The 23,802-nt window shown below is 69.7% G+C and carries 22 protein-coding genes and 1 pseudogene; 15 read left to right on the forward strand and 8 right to left on the reverse strand.

The window, feature by feature from the left end; translation table 11 throughout:
* Positions 1 to 374: 374 nt before the first annotated feature.
* Positions 375 to 719, reverse strand: a complete 345-nt coding sequence (locus AC5DRG_RS01315) for a hypothetical protein (RefSeq protein WP_491807446.1) — start codon at positions 717 to 719, stop codon at positions 375 to 377.
* Between the two features lie 219 nt (positions 720 to 938).
* Positions 939 to 1,115: a hypothetical protein gene (locus AC5DRG_RS01320; RefSeq protein WP_491807447.1), complete on the reverse strand. Its 177-nt coding sequence runs from the start codon at positions 1,113 to 1,115 to the stop codon at positions 939 to 941.
* A gap of 338 nt (positions 1,116 to 1,453) precedes the next feature.
* Between AC5DRG_RS01320 and AC5DRG_RS01325 the strand changes: the two genes are divergently transcribed.
* The 4 genes from AC5DRG_RS01325 to AC5DRG_RS01340 are packed head-to-tail and all read left to right on the forward strand — an operon-like array spanning position 1,454 to position 5,284.
* On the forward strand, positions 1,454 to 2,392 hold the full coding sequence (locus AC5DRG_RS01325; RefSeq protein WP_491807448.1) for an ABC transporter ATP-binding protein: 939 nt from the start codon (positions 1,454 to 1,456) through the stop codon (positions 2,390 to 2,392).
* The gene (locus AC5DRG_RS01330) at positions 2,392 to 3,228 is read left to right on the forward strand and encodes an ABC transporter permease (RefSeq protein ID WP_491807449.1); all 837 of its coding nucleotides are present in this window, start codon (positions 2,392 to 2,394) and stop codon (positions 3,226 to 3,228) included. The genes AC5DRG_RS01325 and AC5DRG_RS01330 overlap by 1 nt, the downstream gene beginning before the upstream one ends.
* A gap of 26 nt (positions 3,229 to 3,254) precedes the next feature.
* Positions 3,255 to 4,619 (forward strand): sensor histidine kinase, encoded by a 1,365-nt coding sequence (locus AC5DRG_RS01335; protein ID WP_491807450.1) that lies wholly within the window; start codon positions 3,255 to 3,257, stop codon positions 4,617 to 4,619.
* Positions 4,616 to 5,284: a response regulator gene (locus AC5DRG_RS01340; protein WP_491807451.1), complete on the forward strand. Its 669-nt coding sequence runs from the start codon at positions 4,616 to 4,618 to the stop codon at positions 5,282 to 5,284. The genes AC5DRG_RS01335 and AC5DRG_RS01340 overlap by 4 nt, the downstream gene beginning before the upstream one ends.
* A gap of 77 nt (positions 5,285 to 5,361) precedes the next feature.
* On the opposite strand, the gene AC5DRG_RS01345 is transcribed toward AC5DRG_RS01340, so the two are convergent.
* Positions 5,362 to 5,973, reverse strand: a complete 612-nt coding sequence (locus tag AC5DRG_RS01345; RefSeq protein ID WP_491807452.1) for a TetR/AcrR family transcriptional regulator — start codon at positions 5,971 to 5,973, stop codon at positions 5,362 to 5,364.
* Between the two features lie 445 nt (positions 5,974 to 6,418).
* On the opposite strand from AC5DRG_RS01345, the gene AC5DRG_RS01350 reads away from it, so the two are divergent.
* A complete protein-coding gene (locus tag AC5DRG_RS01350; RefSeq protein ID WP_491807453.1) occupies positions 6,419 to 7,114 on the forward strand; it encodes a LuxR C-terminal-related transcriptional regulator in 696 nt (231 codons plus the stop codon).
* A 64-nt stretch (positions 7,115 to 7,178) separates the two neighbouring features.
* Here the strand turns inward: AC5DRG_RS01350 and AC5DRG_RS01355 are convergent, their stop codons facing one another.
* Genes AC5DRG_RS01355 through AC5DRG_RS01365 form a run of 3 tightly spaced genes read right to left on the reverse strand, consistent with a single transcriptional unit; the run spans position 7,179 to position 11,201 of the window.
* On the reverse strand, positions 7,179 to 8,801 hold the full coding sequence (locus tag AC5DRG_RS01355) for a sensor histidine kinase (protein WP_491807454.1): 1,623 nt from the start codon (positions 8,799 to 8,801) through the stop codon (positions 7,179 to 7,181).
* Positions 8,798 to 9,514: a response regulator transcription factor gene (locus AC5DRG_RS01360; RefSeq protein WP_491807455.1), complete on the reverse strand. Its 717-nt coding sequence runs from the start codon at positions 9,512 to 9,514 to the stop codon at positions 8,798 to 8,800. The genes AC5DRG_RS01355 and AC5DRG_RS01360 overlap by 4 nt, the downstream gene beginning before the upstream one ends.
* A 43-nt stretch (positions 9,515 to 9,557) precedes the next feature.
* On the reverse strand, positions 9,558 to 11,201 hold the full coding sequence (locus tag AC5DRG_RS01365) for a streptophobe family protein (RefSeq protein WP_491807456.1): 1,644 nt from the start codon (positions 11,199 to 11,201) through the stop codon (positions 9,558 to 9,560).
* Positions 11,202 to 11,600: 399 nt separating this feature from the next.
* Here AC5DRG_RS01365 and AC5DRG_RS01370 point away from each other — a divergent pair, with 399 nt between their 5' ends.
* Complete coding sequence (locus AC5DRG_RS01370) at positions 11,601 to 11,795, forward strand: hypothetical protein (protein ID WP_491807457.1); 195 nt, start codon at positions 11,601 to 11,603, stop codon at positions 11,793 to 11,795.
* A gap of 97 nt (positions 11,796 to 11,892) precedes the next feature.
* Here the strand turns inward: AC5DRG_RS01370 and AC5DRG_RS01375 are convergent, their stop codons facing one another.
* A complete protein-coding gene (locus AC5DRG_RS01375; RefSeq protein ID WP_491807458.1) occupies positions 11,893 to 12,498 on the reverse strand; it encodes a TetR/AcrR family transcriptional regulator in 606 nt (201 codons plus the stop codon).
* A gap of 401 nt (positions 12,499 to 12,899) precedes the next feature.
* Here AC5DRG_RS01375 and AC5DRG_RS01380 point away from each other — a divergent pair, with 401 nt between their 5' ends.
* The 9 genes and pseudogenes from AC5DRG_RS01380 to AC5DRG_RS01420 all read left to right on the forward strand — a co-directional run bounded on the left by AC5DRG_RS01380 (position 12,900) and on the right by AC5DRG_RS01420 (position 23,045).
* Positions 12,900 to 14,111: an oxygenase MpaB family protein gene (locus tag AC5DRG_RS01380; RefSeq protein ID WP_491807459.1), complete on the forward strand. Its 1,212-nt coding sequence runs from the start codon at positions 12,900 to 12,902 to the stop codon at positions 14,109 to 14,111.
* A 297-nt stretch (positions 14,112 to 14,408) separates the two neighbouring features.
* On the forward strand, positions 14,409 to 15,917 hold the full coding sequence (locus AC5DRG_RS01385; protein ID WP_491807460.1) for an MFS transporter: 1,509 nt from the start codon (positions 14,409 to 14,411) through the stop codon (positions 15,915 to 15,917).
* 277 nt (positions 15,918 to 16,194) lie between these two features.
* A complete protein-coding gene (locus tag AC5DRG_RS01390; protein ID WP_491807461.1) occupies positions 16,195 to 16,548 on the forward strand; it encodes a hypothetical protein in 354 nt (117 codons plus the stop codon).
* 517 nt (positions 16,549 to 17,065) lie between these two features.
* Positions 17,066 to 17,932 carry an SDR family oxidoreductase gene (locus AC5DRG_RS01395; protein WP_491807462.1) on the forward strand — a complete coding sequence of 289 codons (867 nt, stop codon included), beginning with the start codon at positions 17,066 to 17,068 and terminating at the stop codon, positions 17,930 to 17,932.
* Between the two features lie 43 nt (positions 17,933 to 17,975).
* Positions 17,976 to 19,091: an NAD(P)-dependent alcohol dehydrogenase gene (locus AC5DRG_RS01400; RefSeq protein WP_491807463.1), complete on the forward strand. Its 1,116-nt coding sequence runs from the start codon at positions 17,976 to 17,978 to the stop codon at positions 19,089 to 19,091.
* A gap of 108 nt (positions 19,092 to 19,199) precedes the next feature.
* Positions 19,200 to 20,144, forward strand: a complete 945-nt coding sequence (locus AC5DRG_RS01405) for a DUF8021 domain-containing protein (RefSeq protein WP_491807465.1) — start codon at positions 19,200 to 19,202, stop codon at positions 20,142 to 20,144.
* Between the two features lie 121 nt (positions 20,145 to 20,265).
* A complete protein-coding gene (locus tag AC5DRG_RS01410) occupies positions 20,266 to 21,027 on the forward strand; it encodes a nuclear transport factor 2 family protein (protein ID WP_491807466.1) in 762 nt (253 codons plus the stop codon).
* Between the two features lie 50 nt (positions 21,028 to 21,077).
* Positions 21,078 to 21,401 carry a MoaF-related domain-containing protein gene (locus AC5DRG_RS01415; protein WP_491807467.1) on the forward strand — a complete coding sequence of 108 codons (324 nt, stop codon included), beginning with the start codon at positions 21,078 to 21,080 and terminating at the stop codon, positions 21,399 to 21,401.
* 184 nt (positions 21,402 to 21,585) lie between these two features.
* A pseudogene (locus AC5DRG_RS01420) lies at positions 21,586 to 23,045 on the forward strand (aldehyde dehydrogenase family protein).
* 73 nt (positions 23,046 to 23,118) lie between these two features.
* Here AC5DRG_RS01420 and AC5DRG_RS01425 read toward each other — a convergent pair.
* Positions 23,119 to 23,634, reverse strand: a complete 516-nt coding sequence (locus AC5DRG_RS01425; RefSeq protein ID WP_491807468.1) for a nuclear transport factor 2 family protein — start codon at positions 23,632 to 23,634, stop codon at positions 23,119 to 23,121.
* Between the last annotated feature and the right edge of the window lie 168 nt (positions 23,635 to 23,802).

Below are 23,802 nucleotides of genomic sequence, written 5' to 3' on the forward strand. Positions count from 1 at the left end.
CCGGATCAACAGTCTCGGAGTGATCCAACCACCTCGAAGATCATTTCGTTAGGAGTTCTTAGTCAACTCGCCCAGATGGCCAGGAGCGAAGATGCCATGGGCGACGGTCAGGGTTCTCGTGAGAGTGCTGGTGGCAGACTGGCGGAGCAACAGGACCTCGGCGCTCGGATTGATCTTGACGGATCACTCCTGGCTATCAGAGGTCCCGTTGCGTCGTCCGGCTCAACCACCAATACCGCCAACCCACTTGACGTGGGCAGGTTCCCCTCTGACTTCGCGGCATTGGGCTCCTGCGCCAATGAGTTGAGACGTCGAACACCTCCCTCAACGGCACGGGAGCCTTGTGCGTTGCGGACACCGATCCCGTCACCCGATCAGTGGCCCCGCTGAAGGAGCTCACTGTCTCGGCTTTCATCGTCAGGCACCGGCCTATCGACGGTTGTCGCAGTGGCACTGGAGGGTTGCACCAAGTCGAGGACTGCATCACGGTACGCGTCAGCGAGCTTGACCAGCGGGTGTGCGTCGGCGCCCTCGGCGACTGCGTCCGCATCATGCTCATCATCTTCCTCGGCATCCATGTCGAGGATTGCGTACAGGTCGTTCAAGTGCAGCAACGCGTCCAGGCGCCTCGGCTTTCCGGCCGCCCGCCGGAGCATTACGGCCTCGTCTTCGGTGAGGTGGTCGCCGTACGCGGCGAGCCATCCCGGCTCGATGTCCACGGAGGTATCGCCAGTGGCCAGGTCAGCAAGCACCGCGAGGACGTGATGACGGATGCCGTGGAGTCGTGGAGTCGTGCGGGACTGAACGGCGGTACCACTCGTCAGGAGTGTCGCTGCGGTGCGGGATCAACAGGACCGCCCGCCCCGCCACCCGGGCGGGAGCCGGGCCAACGGCCGCGGCAGCCTGTGCCACGGCCCGGTCCTGCTCAGCCAGCCGGTTCAGGACCGCTCGGCGATCACCAGCTCCTCCCGCTCGGCCTGGACCTCCTGCAACTGCTTGGCCAACTCCTCGGCGAGCGCGTCGAGTTCAATCCGGCGAGCCGTGATCCGCTCCAGCTCCAGCATCCCCACGCCCTCCCGGCGTACCGGCCCGGTGACGGATCGTAAGAGCGGCACGGCAGTCGGCGCAGCAGAACCCGGCAACGGCTCCGGCCGACGAGCCGGACGATCTTCACCGTGGACACTGGCTGACGACCAGCGTGAGTATCCCGCCCGTCCCTCACACCAGACCCGCGACATGCAAACTTCATGTTGCACCGTGCTCAATGATCGGACGCTCCTTCCAGGAGGAACAATGCCCCTGCCGGTGGAGCCCGTCCGAGTGGTACCGCGGTACCACTCGGACGCCAAAGTGTCCCCCGTGGTCCCACAGTTTCGACCACCCGCCCTCGTAGCTTCGAACACAGATGTCGCGGTGCGTCCGCGGCCGGTTCGAGGTGAGGAAGGCCTACTCCATGATCGAAGCGCGTGAGTTGACGAAGCGGTACGGGGACAAAACGGTCGTCGACCACTTGAGCTTCACCGTGAAGCCGGGTGAGGTGACCGGCTTTCTGGGTCCCAACGGCGCGGGCAAGTCCACGACCATGCGCATGATCATCGGCCTGGACTCCCCCACCAAGGGCTCGGTCACCGTCAACGGTCGTTCCTACGCCGAGCAGCCCGCACCGCTGCACGAGATCGGCACCCTGCTGGAGGCCAAGTCCGTCCACCCCGGGCGTACCGCGTTCAACCACCTGATGGCGCTCGCGCACACCCACGGCATTTCGCGCCGCCGGGTGGACGAGGTCATCGAGCTGGCCGGGCTGGGCAGCGTGGCCGGCAAGCGCGTGGGCGCCTTCTCTCTCGGCATGGGCCAGCGGCTCGGCATCGCCGCGGCCCTCCTCGGCGACCCGGCGATCGTCATGCTCGACGAACCCGTCAACGGCCTCGACCCCGAGGGCGTGCTGTGGGTGCGCAACCTCCTGCGCGGGCTGGCCGACGAGGGCCGAGCTGTGATGCTCTCCTCGCACCTGATGGGCGAGACCGCGTTGATCGCCGATCACCTGGTGATCATCGGGCGCGGTCGGCTGCTCACGGACACCACGGTGGACGACTTCGTCCGGGAGGCCGGCGGCGGGGGCGTCAAGGTCTCCACCACCCAGGCCGGGAAGCTGCGTTCGCTGCTGGCCGGCCCGGATGTCACGATCAGCTCCTCCTCCGCCGAGGAACTGCTGGTCTCCGGACGTAGCGCCCGTGAGATCGGGGCGATCGCCGCTCAGCACGGGCTGGCGCTGTACGAACTCACCCCGCAGTCGGTCTCGCTGGAGGAGGCCTTCATGGAACTCACCCGCGACGCCGTCGAATACCACAGCGCTCCCAGCGCTCCCGCCGACACCGAACGAAAGGCCGCCTGATGACTACCGACACCCTTTCCGCGGCGCCCGCTCACACGACGGTTCGGAAGGTGACCGGCCGCCGGGTGCTGCGTTCGGAGTGGGCCAAGTTCTGGTCGCTGCGCTCCAGTTGGATCACCCTGGGCGTCGCCCTGGTCCTGCTGATCGTTTTCGGGGCGATCGCCTCCGCCACCTACAGTCCGGACGCCCCCGCGAGTGACGGGCCGCCCGGTCCGGGTTCCGGCGGCGACAGCGACGCGGTCAGCCTGGCGCTGACCGGCGTGACCTTCGCGTCGCTGGCCGTGGGCGTGCTCGGGGTGCTGCTGTCCGCGGGCGAGTACACCACCGGCATGATCCGGTCCACGCTCGCCGCGGTTCCGCGACGGCTGCCGGTCCTGTGGTCGAAGAGCGCCGTGATCGGGCCCATCGCGTGGGTCCTCACCACGATCGCCGCGCTGGCCGCGTTCCAGCTGGGCACTCTGGGCCTGGACGGTGAGAAGATCGCGCTCTCCCTGGGCGACGACGGCGTGCTGCGCAGCCTGGCCGGGGCCGGCGCCTACCTCGGCTTGGTGGCCGTGTTCGGCGTGGCTCTGGGAGTGCTGCTCCGCTCCTCCGCCGGGGCCATCGCGGCACTGGTCGGCATCCTGCTCATCCTCCCCGGACTGGCCTCGCTGCTGCCCGACTCGTGGTACGACACGATCAACCCCTACTTCCCCAGCAACGCGGGATCGGCCGTCTACACCCTGCACGAGTCCTCGGACGCCCTCTCGCCCGGGGCGGGGCTCGCGGTCTTCGCCGGCTGGGTGGCGCTGACACTCGCCGGAGCGGCATACCGACTGGCCCGTACCGACGCGTGACCAGCGCACCGACGACAATGGGGCCCATGAGTCCGGAACGGGCGGCAGCCGCCGCGGACACCATCCGGGGGACGGCCCTCCCGCCGTCCCCCGGGCTCGACGCCGCCTGGGCGCATCCCCTGCTGGGACGACTGCTGCGCGGGCAGAGCCACAAGCAGCGGCTGGACCGACGGCATCCATGGCTGCTCGACACCGCGGTGGTGCTGACCGTCGCCCTCGTCAGCCTGCCCGACCTGATCTCCAGCGACCGCAATGGCCCCTTCGGGGAAACGGCCTCCCGCGGCGATCTGCCGTCCGGCGTCCCCTTCGTCTTCGCTGCCGCACTCGTCATTCCGCTGTGGTGGCGACGCAGGGCCCCGGGCGTCACGTTCTTCGTGATCGCGCTGGTGTCCCTCGTCCAGTGGTCGGTGGGCATCTGGCAGCAGGCCGGAATCAGCACGCTCATCGCCCTGTACACCCTGGCACTGCACGGTTCGTTGCGGGTGCTGGGCTGGGCTGCAGCGCTGACCGTCGTCGAAGTGGCTCTGTCGGTCTGTGTCCTGCTACCTGTCGACCATCCGCTGCTCAGCCTCTTCTTCCTGCTGGGCACGGCGACTGCGGCCGTCGCCGTCGGCCTGACGCTCCGTATCCGCCGGATGTATCTGGCAGCGCTGGAGGACCGCGCCAGACGCCTCGAGATCGAGCACGACCAACGCGTCCAGCTCACGGCCGCGGCCGAGCGTTCCCGGGTAGCGCGCGAGATGCACGACATCGTCGGCCACAACCTCTCGGTCATGGTCGGTCTCGCGGACGGCGCCGCGACCCTGGCCGCCAACAGGAACGAGCAGTCCGCCGAGGCCCTGCGCATCCTGGGCGACACCGGTCGGCAGGCCATGGGCGAACTGCGCCGCGTTCTGGGCGTTCTGCGCGAGGAGCAGGACGACGTACGGCTGCTCAGTCCGCAGCCAGGGGTCCGTGATCTGGACCCCTTGCTGGCGCGGGTTCGCGCGGCGGGGCTGGCGGTGACCTACCGGTCCGTGGGCGAGCTCGACTCACTGGGCAGCGGCGTTCAGCTCACCGTGTACCGCATCGTCCAGGAAGCGCTGACCAACACCCTCAAGCACGCGGGTACGGGCTCCGCCGCCGAGGTCGCCGTGGCAGTCGACGCCGGCAAGGTGCGGATACAGGTCGCCGACACCGGCGTACCGCAAGGCGCACGCAGACCGGCGCAGTCGGAGCCGCGGACCGGCGACGCCGGGCACGGCCTGATCGGCATCCGCCAGCGGGCCGCCATGTACGGCGGTGCCGTCACCATCGGCCCTCGCGCGACGGGCCACGGCTGGATCGTGGACGTCGTACTCAACGTGCCCTCCACCCCCGCCCCGTCGGTCTCGGCGGAGCCTCTGCCATGACCACCGTGTTGATCGCCGACGACCAGCCGCTGCAGCGCATGGGCTTCCGCATGCTCCTGGAAGGCACCCCCGGCCTGAGCCCGGTCGGCGAGGCCGAGAACGGGGCCGAGGCCGTCCGCCTGGCCGCCCAACTGCGCCCCGACGTAGTCCTGATGGACATCCGTATGCCCGGCATGGACGGTCTCGAGGCGACGCGCCGGATCGTCGCCGCCGGCGGCCGTACCCGCGTGCTCATCGTGACCACGTTCGATCTCGACGAGTACGCGTACGAGGGTCTGCGGGCCGGCGCCAGTGGCTTCCTGCTCAAGGATGCCCGCCCCGAGGAACTCGTGGCGGGCATCCGCGCGGTCGCGACCGGCGACGCCGTCGTGGCTCCGCGCCTGACCCGGCGTCTGCTGGACGCCTACGCCCACCAGGTCCTCGCACCGGCGGGCGCCACGGCGCCGGTGGACCCCCGGCTGCAGACGCTCAGCGACCGCGAACGCGAGGTACTGGTCGCCATCGGCCAGGGCTGGACGAACACGGAGATCGCCGAACGGCTCGTCCTCACCGAGTCCACGGTCAAGAAGCACGTCGGCCGTGTCCTCGCCAAGATCGGGGCACGCGACCGCATCCAGGCCGTCATCCTGGCGTACGACGCCGGGTTGGTCAGGGCGAAGCCGTAGCCCACCTGTGTGGGCCCGTCGGCCCATGTCCACGTACGCGGGTGCCAGACCCCCGAGGAACTCTCCGGGCAACCGCATCAGGCGCCGGAGCGACCCGCCGCCGCGGTCGCGAGCAGTCCGTTGATCACGAGCGCCGCCAACGATTCCGCCGTGGCCGTGAGTTGTTCCGGTGAGACGGGCTCGCGCCTGCCCAGGCGCCGCGCCAGAGGCATCTCCAGCATGCCCGATACGGGACCGATGATGACGAAGAACAGCTCGTCCATCGGGATGGGCGCCATGCGTCCGGCGGCGACGAGCCGCTCGATGCTGGGCACCATGGTCTGCAAGGTCGGGGCGATGTAGCGCTCGTACACGTAGTCCAACCGCCCGGTGTCCCGGGAGAACTCGTCGACGAAAACCCGTCCGAGCTGCGGCCTGACCACCGAGGTCCGGTAGAGGCCGGTAATGATCTGCCTCAGCTGCTCGGCGTCGTCGGCCGCGGGCTCGACATGCGGCATGCGCCCCATCTGCGCCCTCATGGCGGAGTCCACCACCGCACGCCAGAACGCCGCCTTGGATCCGTACCGGTCGTTGATGAAGTTGTGGCTGACGCCCAGACGGCGGGCCAGTTCGCGGGCGGAGGCCCGGTCGTACCCCAGCTCCGCGAAGGCTTCGAGGCCTCTCAGCAGGATGCTCTCCTCCGCGGGCACCGCAGAAGTGCCCGCGCCCGGGCGTCCCGGCCGTCGCGCGGATTTGGCTCGCGTTCCCACCCTTGCCTCCATTGGTTACTGACGCCTGCGTGCCGTGCTCCACAGGCGTCCTGACTGGCGACTCGTCGGGCACTGTCCGGGGCGCGTCCAGCCTTCCCCCGGCGGTCCGGTCGTCCGGCGGCCGTCCAGCGACCCATCAACAGCATACTTGACACCTGTCAGATTGACGCTAATCTGACAGGTGTCAGAGTGGCTTCTGGCGCGAGGTGAGAAGCATGACCACCCGCGGTTCGCAGGGCTGACCCGCATGGGTCGACACAGGTCCCCCTCCCTTGGCTTCGCGCCCGGCGAGGAGGACGTACGCCCGCCCCAGCCGCACCGTTTCGGACGTGAGAGCCACACGACCGCGTCCACGTTCCCCCCCATCCAGCAGGAGAAGACAGGCATGGTCTCCGTACTCATCGTCAACGACCAGTCCCTGCAGCGCCTCGCCCTGCGGGTGCTCCTGACCGCCGAGTCCGACCTGACCGTCGTCGGCGAAGCGGCGAGCGCGGCCGAAGCGGTCCACATGAGCGCCGCCCTGGGTCCCGATGTTGTTCTGATAGCCGGCCGCTCTTCCGAGGACGGGATCGAGGCCACTCGACGCATCGCACAGCCCTCACGCCTGCCCCAGGCCCACCAATCCGCCGACGCCAGAGGGCTCGCTCCCCACGTACTGGTTCTGACCCCGACCAGCCAGGAGGCATACACCTATGCCGCCCTGCGCGCCGGAGCCGCCGGATTCCTCCTCCACAACGCCGCCCCGGAAGAACTGACCGCAGCCATCCGCGTCGTGGCCGCCGGAGACGCCGTGATCACCCCCGCCCTGACCCGCGCACTCATCGACACCGTCCGCCACCAGCCCCTTAGCCGCTCTTTCCAACATGACATCGACCCCCGCAGTCTCACCGGACGCGAACGGGACGTCCTCACCGCTGTCGCGTCAGGCTGGTCCAACGCCGAGATCGCCGAATGGCTCTGCATCGCCCCGACCACCGTCAAGTCGCACGTCAGCCACATCCTCGCCAAGATCGGCGCCCGCGCCCGCGTCCAGGCGGTGGCTTTCGCCTATGAGTCCGGTCTGGTTCGGCCGGCGGCCTGACACCGGGTGTGCCGCACGCGACAGTTCTGGTCAACGCCATGCGTTCCTTCTGCGGTACCGCCGGTCACCTCTGGAAAGCTGCAGGTTGCGGCGGGCGCGCCGACGTGCCCTGGTCGGTGAGGCGAGGGAGGAGGAGGCGGAAGGTGGCCCCCTGTCCGGGGACCGAGTCGACCGTGACGTGTCCCGCGTGGGCGGTGATGAGGGAGTGGACGATGGCGAGGCCGAGGCCGGCGCCGCCGGTGGTGCGAGCGCGGGAGGTGTCGGCGCGGTAGAAGCGTTCGAAGATGCGGCTGCCCTGCTCCGGGGTGAGGCCCGGGCCCTGGTCGGCGACCTCCAGGACGGCATGGCCGCCGACCGTGCCGACGCCGACGCGGATGGGTGTGCCGGAGGGTGTGTGGGTGACCGCGTTGCCGACCAGATTGGTGACGACCTGGCGCAGCCGGGCCTCGTCGGCGAGGCAGGGTGCGGAGGCGGGCGGTCCGCCGCCGCCCGGGCCGGTCAGGGTGACGACGCGGGCCGGGTCCAGGGCGCGTACGTCATGGAGAGCATCGGCGGCGAGGGTGCGCAGGTCGGCGGGGGCCAGGTCGAGGCTGGGCGGGGAGCCGATCGCGGGGGAACCGGTCGGCTGTCCCGTGGTCCTGAGCGCGTGTTCGTCGAGGCGGGCCAGCAGGAGCATGTCCTCGACGAGCCGAGTGAGGCGTTCGGACTCGCGGGCGATGCGCGACATCGTGGCGTCGATGCCCTCGCTTCCGTTGAGGGCACCCATACGGTGAAGATCGGTCAGGCCCTTGATACCGGCGAGCGGTGTGCGCAACTCGTGGCTGGCGTCGGCGACGAACCGGCTCATCCGCGCCTCGGACTCGGCGCGGGCGGCGAAGGCGGTCTCCAGCTGGCCCAGCATGCCGTTCAGCGCGGCGGCGAGACGCCCCAACTCCGTATTCGGACCGGCCAGTTCGGGAACGCGCCGGGAGAGATCGCCGGCCGCGATCTCGGCGGCGGTCTGCTCGACGCGGGACAGCGGACGCAGTCCGGACCGGACCGCGAACCACCCTGCTGCGGCCAACAGCGCGAGCAGGGCGAGTCCGGTGGCCTGGTAGCTCTGCCACATGCGGTCCACCGTGCCGTCCACCTGAGCCATCGACGTGGCCACGATCACACTGCCGGAGGCAGCCGACGTCGGCATCGTGGTCCCCGGCAGCTGGGCGCGGGGCTCCCTGGGCACGGCGATCACCCGCCAGCGTGCGTCGCCCTGCGTGCTTCCGACGGTGAACGGATGCCCGTCGCGTGCGGCGACTGTGGCCGCGTCCAGCCGGGGAAGCGCTGGGCCCCGCGCGTCCCCCGCCCGGTTCGGTCCCGCGAGGGAGTCGATACTGCTCTCGACGCCGCCGTCTCGGGTGACGTACGTGATGACGGGGTTGCCGAGGACGTCCGTACTGAAGTCGGCCAGCCCGTTCGGCGGCTTCCGTTGGGCTCCGTTCTCGGCCACCGTGGGCGGAAGCAGGACGAACACCTGGGCAGCGGCCCGGAGTTGGGCGTCGACGCGGTTCTCCATGTAGCCGCGCAGGGCGTTGCCGGTGACCAGGCTGAACGCCGTGAACCCGGTCGCCAGCAGCGCCACGGCCAGCAGCAGCACCCGGCTGCGCAGTGACGCCCGCGCCCACACGGTGCGGATGCGGGGCCCGGTCATGCCTTCGGTCCGCGCAGTACGTAGCCGACGCCGTGCACGGTGTGGATGAGTTTCGGTCCGCCGTTGTCGATCTTGCGGCGCAGGTAGCTGATGTAGGTGTCGACGATTCCGGTGTCGCCGTTGAAGTCGTAGTCCCATACGCGCTGGAGGATCTGCGGCTTGGAGACCGTGCGCCCGGCGTTGGTCATCAGGTAGTGCAGCAGCCGGAACTCGGTGGGTGACAGGCGTATCGGCTCACCCGCGCGGGTCGTGTGGACGCCGTCGGGATCGAGTTCCAGGTCGGCCACGCACAGCAGGGCGGTGGGGTCGCCGCTGGTGCGTCGCAGCACGGCACGGATGCGGGCGATCAGTTCCTGGAGGTCGAACGGCTTGGTGACGTAGTCGTCGCCGCCCAGGACCAGACCCTCGATCTTGTCCTGGGTGGCGTCGCGGGCGGTGAGGAACACGACGGGGATATGCCCGGCACGGGACACCGAGGCGGGGCGATGCTGTTCGCGCAGTCGGCGGATCACCTCGAAGCCGTGCAGGTCGGGGAGCATGACGTCCAGCAGGACCAGGTCGGGCGAGACCTCCTGCGCACGGTCCAGTGCCTCCTGGCCCGTGCCGGCCGCGGCGACGGTGAAACCGGCGTGCCGCAGGGCCGCGCACAGCAGTTCCCGCACGGTCGGCTCGTCGTCCACCACCAGCAGGTTCACGCCCGGGGTGGTCGGCACGCCGGGGTCGTGTCGGACCCCGGCGCCGCGCAGGGGAGGGTGTTCAACGGCTGTCAAAAGGTGCCTCCAGGCGGCCTGAATCCGCTCCCCGCCCCGCCTCGGCCGGGGAGACGACAGAAACGGCGGCCGGGATTCTGCGGGGCAGGATACGAAAGCGGCGTGTCTTCGCCGCGTAAAGCCCACGGTCACCGCGACTCGCGGACAACAGGCTTCCTCCGAGCCCGGCCAGCCCCCCGACGAGCAGCCCGAGTACGACCGTCCACAGCACGCTGCCGCTGAGCTCGGCCCGCGTTCCCCCCATCGCGCTGCCGAACATGCTGATGCCGAAGTGCCCGGACGCTCCCGCCATCCAGGCCGCCCCGCCCAGGACGACGGCCGTGACGATGCCGAACCGCTCGGCCATGCCGATGTGCCGGGCCAGCGGGCCCCGGTAGGAATGCAGCGGAGCCGTGTGGGCCGGTCCCGTCGCCCGGGCGGCGGCGTGGGCGCAGCCGAGCAGGACGATGCCGGTCACCGTGAGGGCCGCGAGCCACAGTGGCCATCCGCCTGCCGACAGGGACCTGAGGTGCTCAGTGCGGTCGGGCTGCGCGGTGGGCTGTTGTCCGCCGCCCATTCCGCCCAGCGCACCCATCAGGTCGGCGAGCGGGTTGCCGCCTTCGCTCTGCACCGGGTGCGCCCCGGCCGTCCAGGGGGCGCCGACGCCCAGCGTCAGGAACACCGCCAGGGCGTTCGGGACAAGCAACAGGGCGGCACCCGCTGCCGTCCCGGCCCGGCCGCCCACGGCCATCCCGACCACCACCAACGGCACCAGCGGTACGACCGCCAGGACGAGGATCGTACGGACGACGACCGAGAGGCTCTGAGCCCAGCCGGGCCGCAGCCGGTCCATCACACCACCCAGTGGCAGGCGCACCCGGCGGCTGATCACACATCCCACGGCGAGAGCGACAGCCACCCACAGCACCGCGCCCAAGGCGGCCGACCCCACGTGCGCTTGGTACGTCATCGCCGACTGGTCCGACGTACCACCACCACCGCCGCCGAAGAGACCGCCCAACGGGTCACCGTCGCTCCCACCGAAACCACCCCCGAACCCCCCGGCGTCCTGGCCGCCGCCGAGTCCGCTCATCGCCGACATGGGCATGGTGACCGTCCCCTGCGCGAGGCCGGCCACGACCATGAGGGCGAGCAAAGCCGCAGCCCCCGCGCCGGCCGCCCGCGCAGCCAGTTCACCGGCGTCGAAACGCCGCTGCCTCAGCCGCCGGGAGAACGCGAACCACAGGACGACGGTGCCGACCAGCGTCACTCCGAGCGGTACGACATCGGCCGTACCGCTCATCGACGGCCCCATGCCACCACCGCCGCCGAACAGACCGGCCAGCCCGGAGCCCGACCCCGTGTCTCCCGACACGCCCGAACCCGCGCTCACCGAGGCGCCGACGGCCATGGCTGTCAGTGCCATCGCCAGCGACCACAGCGATCCGGCGGACTCCGCATCGAGCAGGACCAGCGCCAGCATGGAGACGGCCATCATGGCGACCACCGCGCACAGCGCTGCCGCCGCCCCTTCCAGGGCGTTGCGCCACGGGCCGATCGGGCCCGGCCGCACGGGCATGGCGGGGCCGCGCGCTCCGGGCCGCGGACTGGAACCGCGCGCGGTGTGGTGACGGGACGTGATGCCAGACATGTGGGGAAGACTCCGCTCCGCTCGCGGTGAGGCCCGCGGCGCCGAATCGAGGGAGATAGACGCCGGGTGCCGTGGGCCCGCTCAGACTGGCGGCCTCAGGTGCCACGTTCCGGAGAGGTTCTGGGAGGTTTCTGAGAGCCGACGGGAGGGCGACGCAGGTCACGGGGCGCCAGCAGCCGAAGTGCCGGCCCGTTTCTCAGGAAGTCCCCAGAAGCGCACGGGCACCGGACGTCGGCCAAACAGGCAGCGGCTGCGGAACAGTTCCGGCCTCCTCCCCCACGGCCCCCCGGCCGGGCCGTACGCAGAAGCCGCGCCGCTCGAACGGGCGACGCGGCCACTGTCCGCCTTCTGAGGTCAGTAGCTCAGAGGGTCCGGGCGAGCCACGCGGCGGTACGGGAAATGATCTCGGCGAGGGTGGGCGGGCTGGAGCTCCCGCGCACTCCAGCCGCTGACCGGCGGGATGCTGACAACGGCACGGACCCGCCGGTCCGTTACGGCGGTGAACAGGGAGTTCGCGCCGCCGTATGGCTGCGGCAGATCGCGGCGCGGGCCTGCCAACTCGTCGCGACGGACGGGCGGACGGGCGGCGCCTGAGGCGGGAGGCGGGTGTCGTCGCCGTGGGCGCAGGGGAGCGGCGCCCGCCTCTGGAGCACCCCGGCCCGAGGAACCGCCCAGGCAGGGGGGAACGAGCTCAGCGGCAATTATCCGAACCTGTCGCGAGCAGTCCGTTGACCACCAGCGTCGCCAACCTTTCTGCCGTGGCCGTGAGCTGTTCCGGTGAGGCGGCGTCGGGCCTGCCGAGGCGCCGCGCCAGGGGCACCTCCACCATTCCCGATACGGGAGGGATGACGGCGAAGAACAACACGTCCATCGGGACCGGTGCCATGCGTCCGGAGGCCACGAGCCGCTCGATGCTGGGCACCATGAGCTGGAGGGTCGGAGCGATGTAGTGCTCGTACAGGTAGTCCAACCGCTCGGTGTCCCGGGCGAATTCGTTGACGAAGATCCGTCCGATCAGGGGCGTGTCCACCGCGGTCCGGTAGAAGCCGGTGATGATCTGCCGCAGCCGCTCGGCCTCGTCGACCGAGGGATCCCCCTGCGGCAGTCGCGCCAGCTGTGCCCCCAGCGCATGGTCCACCACCGCCCGCCAGAACGCCGCCTTGGACCCGTACCGGTCGTTGATGAAGTTGTGACTGACGCCCAGACGGCGGGCCAGTTCGCGTGCGGAGGCATGGTCGTACCCCAGCTCCGCGAAGGCCTCGAGCCCGCGCAGCAGGATGCTCTCCTCCTCGGGCACCGCGGGAGTGTTCGCGCCGGGACGCCCCGGCCGTCGAGCGGATTCGACTCTTGCTCCCACGATTGCCTCCGTATGTGCTGCTTGTTCGTGCCTGCGTGCCGCGTAGTCCGCAGGTGTTCTCTGGCGAGTCGTCGCGCTCCGCCCGAAGAGCGCCCCTTCCCCTGCGACGCGGACTGCCCTGGGCCCATCTTATGGACCCACGAACAGCTTACTTGACACTCGTCAGATTCAAGCTAATCTGACAGTCGTCAGACAGTTTCCGCAAGGAGGTCTGCATGATCAGCTGACCCGCAGGGCTGACCCCGCGCGGATCAGCGAATCTCCCTCCCGCATCACCGCGCGGCTGGACCAGGCACGGCATGTGCCTGGCCCGGCCGCACCCTCTCGGAAGTGAGAGCCACATGAGTGCCATCCATCCGCCCCCCGCGTCCCCGGAACGCGTGGTCGACCTGGACGCGGCGCGCCATCGGCGCGGCGCGAAGGACGACCACATGGTGGCCCTGCTCACCGCCGCGGATCCGCTCGCCGATGCCGTCATCGCCGAGCTGGACCTCTACGGCGCACCGGCACGGCAGGCCCTCGACGCCGGTCTGCGGAAAGGCCTGGCCGGTCTGTACGAGCGGCCACCCGAAGCCATCGCCGCGCTGTTGGAGCAGCTGGAGACCACCCCTTCCCGGGTAGACCCCTTGATGCTTCATCGGGGCGACGTCGTAAGCCTGTCCGTGCCCCCCATGTGGTTCGGGCTCTGCTCGATCACCAGCGCACTCGCTCACACCTACGCGTCCCCGGCCCTCGCACGGCTGCTGACCCGAACAGGCACACCGACGGGCATGGCCACGCGTCGGCTCGCAGAGACCGGGGTGTGGGCGCGGCAGACCATACGACCTGGAGGACTGCTGCGCGGAGCCCCGGGATACATGGCCACCGTTCACCTCCGGCTACTCCATGCCCGTATGCGGATCACCGCACTCGAGCGGGGCTGGGACACGAACGTCTGGGGGCTGCCCATCAGCCAGGCCGGCCTGGCCCGCACCTGGCTCGGCCTCACCCTCGTCCCCTTCCAGGCCCTGGCGGCCGTCGGCATCGAGTTCAGTCCCGAGGAGGAGCGCTACCTCTACCAGTACTGGTCGTACGTCGCCCATCTCCTGGGTCTCGATGAGAGCCTCTACAGGGACGTGGCCGGCCGCGGCGGCGCCCTTCGCCTGCACGACCTGCTGGACTCCACTACAGCCGCACCCGACGACAACTCGCGTGCGCTGTCCGCCGCCGTGGTCGACGCACAGGCCCGTGCGATGGCCGGCGCACCGGGCGCCGCGCTGTCCGAGAATCAGCTGCGCGCGCTCATCCACAGCGTGCTCCGGCGGACCTTCGGGCAGGAGTTGGGCGACCGCCTGGGCATCCCCGCTCCCGCTGCGACCGATCTCATGCCGCTGATCAGCACACTCAACCGCCAGGCCCGGTACTGGCAGACCTTCTCCCCCGCCTCGGCCCACGCAGCTCGCCGACAGGCGCTCGAGAGGGCCGAACCCGAGCCGATCACGGTCGTCCTTCCTCTCAACATCGCTTTTCAGCAGAACGCAGGAGCCGGTCGCTCACGTACCCCGGCGGCCTGATCCTCACCCCTGCCGCGATCAGCGGCCAACGGCAGCCGACTCCGAGAAGGCATGCCCCCCACAGCTTCCGCGTCGCCTCGAACCCACCAAGCAGTGAACGTCAGCCCACGACGCTGACGCGATCCCGCTGATCGAACCCGAGGCCACCCGCTCGGCCAGGTGCGCCGAGCGTGCCGTGCAACGCGAAGAACCGGCCGGCTCACCGGCCCGACCACGTGACGAGCTCCATCGACGCAGCCGTCCGGCATCGCACCACCGAACGCCCCATCCGCTTGTCCCGTTTTCAGGAGTTTCGTCATGCCCAAGACCTCCACCGATACGTCTCATGAGGCCACCGTGTCCTCACTCCCCTCCGCCGACGCGCCACCGCGTCACCGCTGGTGGATCCTCGTCGTCATCGGCCTGGCCCAGCTCATGGTCGTACTGGACGCCACGATCGTGAACATCGCCCTGCCCTCGGCCCAGAAGGACCTGGGCTTCTCCGACGGCGACCGGCAGTGGGTCGTCACCGCCTACGCACTCGCCTTCGGCAGCCTGCTCCTGCTCGGCGGCCGCATCGCCGACCTCTTCGGCCGCAAGATGACCTTCCTGGTCGGCCTCGTCGGCTTCGCCGGCGCCTCCGCCCTGGGCGGCGCCGCGGGGAGCTTCGAGGTGCTCATCGTCGCGCGTGCCGCGCAGGGCCTGTTCGGCGCCCTGCTCGCCCCAGCCGCCCTGTCCCTGCTGACCACGACCTTCACCGACGCCAAGGAACGCGCCAAGGCCTTCGGCGTCTACGGCGCCATTGCCGGCGCCGGCGGCGCCATCGGGCTCCTCCTCGGCGGCGTCCTCACCGAATACCTCGACTGGCGCTGGACGATGTACGTCAACCTCGCCTTCGCCACGGTCGCCTTCGTCGGCGGCGTCATCCTGCTGCAGCGCACCACCCGCGACAAGAACGCCACCATCGATATCCCCGGCGCCCTCCTCGTCTCCGCCGGACTGTTCTGCGTCGTCTACGGCTTCTCCAACGCCGAAAGCCACGACTGGAGCTCCGTGGAAACCTGGGGCTTCCTGCTCGCCGGCGCCGTCCTGCTCGCCGCGTTCACCTGGTGGCAGACCCGCTCCAGCCACCCCCTGCTGCCCCTGCGCGTCCTGCTCGACCGCAACCGCGGCGCCTCCTTCATCTCCATCCTGATCAGCGGCGCCGGCATGTTCGGAGTCTTCCTCTTCCTCACCTACTACCTGCAGCAGAGCCTGGGCTACACGCCCGTCAAGACCGGTCTCGCCTTCCTGCCCATGACCGCCGCACTCATGCTCACCGCCACCCTCGCCACCAACGTGCTCGTCCCCCGCATCGGCCCCAAGCCGATCGTGCCGCTGGGCATGGGCCTCGCCGCCGCGGCCATGGTCTGGCTCACCGGCCTCGACCTCAGCAGCGGCTACACCACGGAGGTCATGCCGCCGCTGATCGTGGCCGGTCTCGGCTTCGGCCTGGTGATGGCCCCCGCCATGAGCCTGGCCACCGCGGGCGTGGGTCCCAAGGACGCCGGTGTGGCCTCCGCCGCCGTCAACACCATGCAGCAGGTCGGCGGCTCCCTGGGCACCGCCCTGCTCAACACCCTCTTCTCCAGCGCCGTCACCGACTACCTGGACGGCAGGAACCCCAAGGACCCCGCCGTCCTCGCCCAGGCCGGCCTGGAAGGCTACTCCACCGCGTACTGGTGGTCGGCCGTCTTCTTCGCCGCCGGTCTGATCATCAGCGTGATCCTCTACCGGCGTGGCGTGCCGGCCACCGACCCCGACGCGGCACCCGTCGTGCACATGTGAAATCCCGGCCGTACCGCATCTATCTCAAACCGCCGCAGTCATGAGGCCCTGGCGGCCTCTCCCACCACGGAAGTCGACACCACTTCGGGGAAGGGGCGCACTCAAGCAGACACCGCCCCTCAAAACGATTGCGCACACCACTCGGCCTGACGCTCCGGCCGCAAGCCGGCCGGGCGTCCTCGCCTCCGTCCTCGTCCAACACTTCTTCGACCAGCATCTGCGCAGGGAATTTCTCAGCTGACCTGCCCACCGTGCACAACAGAAAGAGGGAACCGCCATGGCGACAAGTCTCGGCTTCACCCTTCAGATCCCCAGCGAGCGCGTGGAGGAACTGCGTGAGTTGCTCGCAGACCTCAACAAGCCTGAAAAAACCGCCGGTCTCGCCCGCCGCGCACGCCACGCGGGCTACCACCGAGAGCGTATGTTCCTGCAGACCGGTGAAGAGAGCTCGTTCCTCGTCGTATACCTCGACCTCAACGATGATGTGGATCCGCAGGATTTCCAGAAGAGCATCGTGACCTACCAGGACGACTTCACCGCCTGGTGGGGCCCGCGCTTCGGCTCCTTCGTCGGTGGCGGCCTGGCACCCGCCGCCGAACTCCTCTTCGCCTGGGACGACACGGAGTCCTGATACCGACGACCGCCGGCCGACGTCCGCAGCGCCTGCCTCCTGCTCGCAGGGGAGGTGCTCGCGCGGGGCGTCGGCATCCCGAGGGCGAAGGATCAGGCGGAACGTGCCGGAAACCAGGAAAGGTGGCGGATCCGCCGCCGCGAGAGCAGGTCCGCTCACCGCACACTGTCGAATTCTGACCATTCCCAGTCACAATCCAGCCTCGTCCTGACCAGCTTGGCTCCTAAGTTGGGAATGCAGCTTTGATCAGGCCTTCCCACCACAGCGAAACCGGCAAGGACGGCACGAGGAGGTGGCCTTGCCGACCGGGGACCGGCTGCTGACGCGGCTCGGCGACGCGCCCAGCGGTACCGCCTGCCCGTCCTGGAGATCGGAAGCGGTTTCAATGCACCCGGCGTGACCTCCCGACCGCCGAGCACGCCCTCCGCCGCACCCCTTCTCACGGCGCTCACCGCGAGACAAACGGCGCTCCCTGACGGGATACACCTCACCCCGCACACCGACACAACCGGAAGTGATGCCAGTAATGACAGATTTGCCCCAATCAACTGTGGTGGTCACCGGGGCCACAGGACGCCTGGGTGGGCGCGTCGCCCGCCGCTTGGTCGAGCGCGGCATGACGCAGCGGCTGCTGGTGCGTAACCCCGAGCAGGCGCCCGACCTGCCCGGCGCCACGGCGATCGGCGGCAGTTACAGCGATCACGAGGCCGTAGTCCGCGGCCTGAGCGGCGCGGAGACCGTGTTCATGGTGTCCGCCTCCGAGAGCGCCGACCGGCTCGACCAGCACAAGGCCTTCGTGGACGCCGCCGCGGAGGCGGGCGTCGAGCACCTGGTGTACGTGTCCTTCTTCGGTGCCGCGCCCGATGCCGCGTTCACTCTGGCTCGCGATCACTTCCACACCGAGGAGCACATCCGCGCCAGCGGTCTGGCGCACACCTTCCTGCGCGACAACTTCTACGCGGAGTTCGTCCCCGACCTGGTCGGCGAGGACGGCGTCATCCGCGGCCCGGCCGGGCAGGGACGTGCCGCCTTCGTCGCCCAGGACGACATCGCCGACGCCGCCACCGCGATCCTGACCCGCCCCGCCGACCACGCCGGAATCGCCTACGACCTCACCGGCCCCGTGTCCCTGTCGCTGGACGAGTCAGCGGCCATCCTGTCCGAGGTGCTCGGCCACACCGTCACCTACGAGCCCGAGACGGTCGAGGAGGCGTACGCCTCCCGCGCCTCCTACGGCGCCCCGCAGTGGCAACTCGACGCCTGGGTGTCCACCTACACGGCCATCGCGGCCGGCCAACTCGACGGCGTCAGCGACGCGGTGCCCCGCCTCACCGGCCACCCCGCGACACCCCTCATCGACGTCGTCCGCGCCCCCCAGGGCTGACCTCGCACCGCCCCGGCTCCCCAGCAGGCAGAAAGGCACGAGCGTGATCGAGACGCAAGCAGCCATAGCTCACCCCGGTACCGGGACCTTCGTCTGGGAGGACGTCCGGCTGGAGGAGCCCCGGCCGGACGAGGTCCTGGTACGGATCGTCGGCGTGGGCATCTGTCACACCGATCTGGCCGTCCGGGACGGCAAACTGCACACCCCGTTGCCCGCCGTCCTGGGCCACGAGGGGGCCGGCGTGGTGGAAGCCGTCGGCGAGAACGTCACCCGGGCTCGCGTCGGCGACAAGGTGCTGCTGTCCTTCAGCTCCTGCGGCCACTGCACCGCCTGCGACCACGGCCACCCCGGCTACTGCGACACGTTCATCCCCCGCAACTTCGCCGGCACCCGGCCCGACGGCAGTACACCGCTCCACACCGCCGACGGCACCGCGCTCGGCGGGCGCTTCTTCGGCCAGTCCTCCTTCGCCCGGCACGCCGTGGTCGACGAGCGCAGCGTCGTACCGGTGGAGGCGGCCGACGAGGACGAACTGGCCCTGCTTGCCCCCATCGGCTGCAGCGTCCAGACCGGTGCGGGCGCCGTGCTCAACGAACTGCACCCCGGCCCCGGGGACACCGTGGCCGTCTTCGGCGCGGGGGCGGTGGGCCTGTCGACGGTGATGGCAGCCGCGCTGTCGTCGGCCACGCACGTCGTCGCCATCGACATCGTGCCCTCTCGCCTCGACCTCGCCCGCGAACTGGGGGCCACCGACGTCATCAACGGCAAGCAGGAGGACGTTCCGGCTCGCCTGGAAAAGATCACCCGTGGTCGAGGCGTCACCCACGCCGTGGAGAGCAGCGGCGTACCCGCCCTCCTGCGCCAGGCCGCCGACTCACTCGCCGTGCGCGGCACCCTGGCCGTGGTCGGGGCCCCGCCGGTCGGCACCGACGGCACCTTCGACGTCAACTTCCTGCTCAACGGGCGTGCCATCCGCGGCGTCACCGAGGGCGACAGCGACCTGCTCGGCTTCGTCCCCGCCCTGGTCGGCCTGCACCGGGCTGGACGCCTGCCCTTCGACCGCATGATCCGCGTCTACTCGCCCGACCAGATCAACGAAGGCGCGGCCGACGCCGCGAGCGGGAAGGTGCTCAAGCCCGTACTGCGCATCACCGCCTGACGATCAGGACAACTCAGCCGCAGGCGGGCAGCAGCGTCCGCTCGGCCCACCTACCACCGGAGCAGCAACGTCCGGTATGCCCACCTGCCACCGGATAGGGGCATCCCCTTGCCCATACCTAGCCGTCGTACCAAGGCCACGCTGGGAGCGGTTGCGTCCGCGCTCGCAGTCATCGGGGCCACCACGGTCGCCGCGGCCCACCCGGACACCCCTACCGCTCAGCACCACAAGGCCGCCACCAAGAAGGAACTGCTGCTGGGAACCAGCCACTACCTGGAGGCCCTGCTGGCGAACGCCCCCTCCAAGCTGCCGCTCGCGAAGAACGCCCGAGCCACCGACCTCGGCGACACCGTGGCCGTCGGCAAGGGAGCGCTGTGGGGCAAGGCCGCCCGCTTCCAGCTGCGGGAGACCTTCGCCGACCCCAAGACCCAGTCGACGGTGTTCTTCGGCCGGCGGCCGACAAGGCGTCTCACACCTGGTGGTGGTACGAACTCCGGCTCGCCTTCCAGGGCGGGAAGATCTCCGAGATCGAGGAGATCGAATACCAGGCGCCCCAGACCGGCTTCGGCTCCGAGATCAAGGACGAGTACGCCCTCGATCCCCTCCTTCACGCCCCCCGTACCGCCCGAGGACCGGTCCAGTCCTCGGGAACTGATCAAGATCGCCGACCAGTACTGGGACAGCATCCAGAGCACCGACGCCGACCGGGGCTGGAAGACCCCCTTCAGCCCTTCCTGCCAGCGTCGCGAGATCGGCTCGTTCACCACCAACGGGCCCAACCAGCTGGCGGACAGCTGCGTGGGTGGGTTCTCCGACCCCGACTGGCGCTGGAAGGTGGACAACCGCCGCTACTACGTCACGGACCCGGCCCGCGGCATCGTCGTCGGCATCGGGATGTTCCACACCGTCAATCCCTCCACCCCGGGCGTCGAGGGCAAGTCTTTCGCCGTTGCGGAGATCTTCAAGATCGAGGACGGCACGCTCGTAGAACTCGTCGCCAACTGCAACCCGACCGGCGTACAGACGAAGAGCGGCTGGCCCGACCACCGGTGAAGCTGAACCGTCGCTTGTCAGCTTTTGACCATCATCTGTCGCGGGGAGCCCCCTAAACCGCCGCTTCCTCGACCTAGTTTCGACATGTATCCGTTACCCCACAACTCCAGGGAAAAGAATCATGAGCACCACCAAGAGCGCTGTCCTCAAGGCCGCCACCGAGCTGTTCGGCGACAAGGACCCCTCCGCCGTCGACCGCTGGGTCGCCGCCGACTACAAGCAGCACAGCGCCCTCGCGGCCGACGGTCCCGAGGCACTGCGCCAGTTGGTCAGCAGCCTCGGTGCCGACTTCCGCTACGAAGGTGCCCGGGTCATCGCCGACGGCGACCTGGTCGCCCTGCACGGCACCTACTACGGCTTCGGCCCGGATCCGCTCGTGGGCTTCGACATCTTCCGCGTCGACGCCGACAGCAAGCTGGCCGAGCACTGGGACGCCCTAACTCCGCAGGTCAAGGACACCGTGTCGGGCCGCTCCCAGACCGACGGGCCCGCCGAGATCACCGACGTCGACAAGACCGAGGCCAACCGTGTCCTGGTGACGGAGTTCGCTCAGAAGGTACTTGTCGGCGCCGACTACTCGGTCCTGACCGACTACATCTCCACCGAGACCTACCACCAGCACAACACCGAGGCCGCCGACGGCCTGGACGGCTTCGGCGCCGCCGCGGCCAAGTGGGCCGAGCAGGGCAAGAACCTCGTCTACAAGAAGATCCACAAGGTCATCGCGGAGGGCGACTTCGTCCTGACGCAGTCCGCGGGCGAGTTCGGTGTGCCGGTCGCCTACTACGACCTGTTCCGGGTGGCGGACGGCAAGATCGTCGAGCACTGGGACGTCATCGCACCGGTGCCCGCCGAACTTCCGCACGGCAACGGTCTGTTCTGACCCACCCGCACATCACCCAAGGCAACGAGCACACCGAGAGAGCAGAGGACATGAGCGGGCTGACCTATGCCGGGAAGACGTACAAGTTCAGCGTCGACAACGGCGTCGTCTTCCACAGCACCTACGCCGCCGACGGCACCGCGCTGCACTACGAAGCCGTCGCCGGCCCTACCACCGGTGCGAGCGAGGACGTCCACCTGCACGCCGCCGAAGTCGTACCCGGGGTCTTCCTGGTCGGCTGGACGGAGAAGTCCGGCATGACCGTCACCCACGCGATGAACCTCAACACCAACTCGGTCCACGCCTTCTGGACCTACGAGACCCCCGACGGCCGGGTCGGCGAACTGCACACCGGCACCCTCGAAGAGATCTGACCGTCCCAGGCCTTTTTGGACCAGGTCGCGGAGGGAGACAGGCACATACCCGGCCCCACTCCCGCCGCGCCTTCCCGCGGGCTGCGAGCACTACTCCGCCGGAATCACGCATGCCCGCTTGAATCCCGCACAACCCGGCGACCGCTCACGGCTGCTCCGTACGGAAAGAAGACGAGACGCCCTCATGCCCCTCGCCCATGAACTTCTCATCGGCGGAAAACGTGCCCGCCCTCTCCGGCCGCACTGCCAAGGACATCAACCCCTACACCGGCGAGCTCTACGCCACCGTCGCCGCGGCCGGCCCACAGGACGTGACCCGGGCCGTGGACGCCGCCGACACAGCCTTCGCCGAGTGGGCCGCGTTCACCCCCTTCGCGCGACGCGCGATCTTCCTCAAGGCCGCCGACCTGCTGGACTCGCGTGCGGAGCAGGTGGCCGAGCTCATGGCCCACGAGGCGGGCGGCACCCGACCGTGGGCCTACTTCAACGTGGGACTCGCCGCGAACATCCTGCGCGAGGCGGCCGCCGCGATCACCGCTCCGCGCGGTGAGGTGCTCAGCGCCCAGGAGGAAGGCGCCCTGGGGCTCGCCGTGGGGGAGCCGTTGGGCGTGGTGGCTGCGTTCGCGCCGTGGAACGCGCCCGTCATCCTCGGCGTGCGGGCGGTCGCGGCACCGCTGGCCGCAGGCAACACAGTCGTCGTCAAGCCGAGCGAGGACGCGCCGATCGCCTGCGGACTGCTCGTCGCCGAGGTGTTCCGTGAGGCCGGGCTGCCCGCCGGCGTGCTCAACGTGGTCACCAACGCCCGTGAGGACGCCGCCGAAATCGCGGAGGCGCTGATCGCGGATCCCCGGGTACGTGCGGTGAACTTCACCGGTTCCACGAACGTCGGCCGGATCATCGGCACACACGCCGCGCGGCATCTCAAGTCGGCCGTGCTCGAACTCGGCGGGAAGAACGCGGTGATCGTCCTCGACGACGCCGACGTGGACTACGCCGTCGACGCCGTCACCTTCAGCGTGTTCATGAACTCCGGGCAGATCTGCATGTCGGCGGACCGCGTCCTCATCCACGAGTCGCTCGCCGAGGAGTTCACGCAGAAGTTCTGCGCCAAGGTCGCCACGCTTCAGGCCGGCGACCCGACGCACCCTCACACGGTGGTGGGCCCGCTGGTCACCGCGTCCGCCGCGCAGCGCGTCGCCACACTGGTTCAGGACGCGGTCGCCAAGGGCGCCACCGTTCTCGCGGGCGGCGGCCGGCCGGAGGGCGCCGTGCACCCGGCAACCGTGCTCACCGACGTCCCCCAAGAACGCCGACCTGTACTACGCCGAGGCCTTCGGCCCGGTCTGTGTCGTCGAGACGTTCTCCGACGACGACAACGCGATAGACGTCGCCAACGACACCGAGAACGGCCTGACCTGCGGCGTCATCACCGAGAACGCCACCCACGGTCTGTCCGTCGCCCGCCGCGTCCGCACCGGCATCGTGCACGTCAACGACCAGTCCGTGGCCGACGAGCCGCACGCGCCCTTCGGCGGCGTCAAGGCCTCCGGCTACGGCCGGTTCGGCGGACGGTGGGGCATCGAGGCGTTCTCCAACACCCGCTGGGTGACCATCGCGACCCAGCAGGCGCACTACCCGTTCTGACCGTCCATGCCGGCGACCCGCGAGAGCGCCCACACCCCTACAACGGGTGTGGGCGCTCTTGCGGCCTCGTGCCTCAGACCTGGGGATTGCCGTTGGCGCTCTTCTCGGCGACCGGCTGCAGAGCGTCCCAGTGTTCGACGATCTTGCCCTGCTTGTCGAAGCGGAAGGTGTCCACCTCGACGGTGCCGCGGTCGTCGGCGTTCAGCTTCGACAGGCCCTGCACGACGACGAGGTCGCCCTGGGAGACGGTCCGCTTGAACTCCAGCGAGAGGTCCTGGTACTGCTGGACGTACGCCGTCGCACCGGCGATGAAGGCGTCGCGCCCGTTGCCGAAGTTCGGGTTGTGCTGGATGTAGGTGTCGGCGCTGATGTACTTCTCGGCCGCCTTCTGCGGATCGTGCTGGTTGAAGGCTCCGTCCAGGAGGGCGACGGCGGCCTTCTGGTTCCGCAGCTCCTGAGGGGACAGGTGGCCCGTCGAGCGCGTCGACGTTCCATCCTCGGGCGTGGCCAGCGCGTTCGGAGCGATCACGGCACCGGCGGCGAGCGCGACGGCGGCCGCGGGCAGAGCCATACGGAGTGAGCGGTTCATCGGCAAAGTGGCCTTTCCTTTTCCTGCATGCGGATTGACGATCACCGCTACCCAAGGCCTCACATGTAGGCCCTTCTCAGCGGCTTGAACTGCATCAATCCTGCGCAGGCCAGATGGACTCCGCGAGGCCTGAACCAGCAGGAGAGTGGTCAAAAAGCGACATCATCA

The organism is Streptomyces sp. JLBG701 (assembly GCF_058544905.1).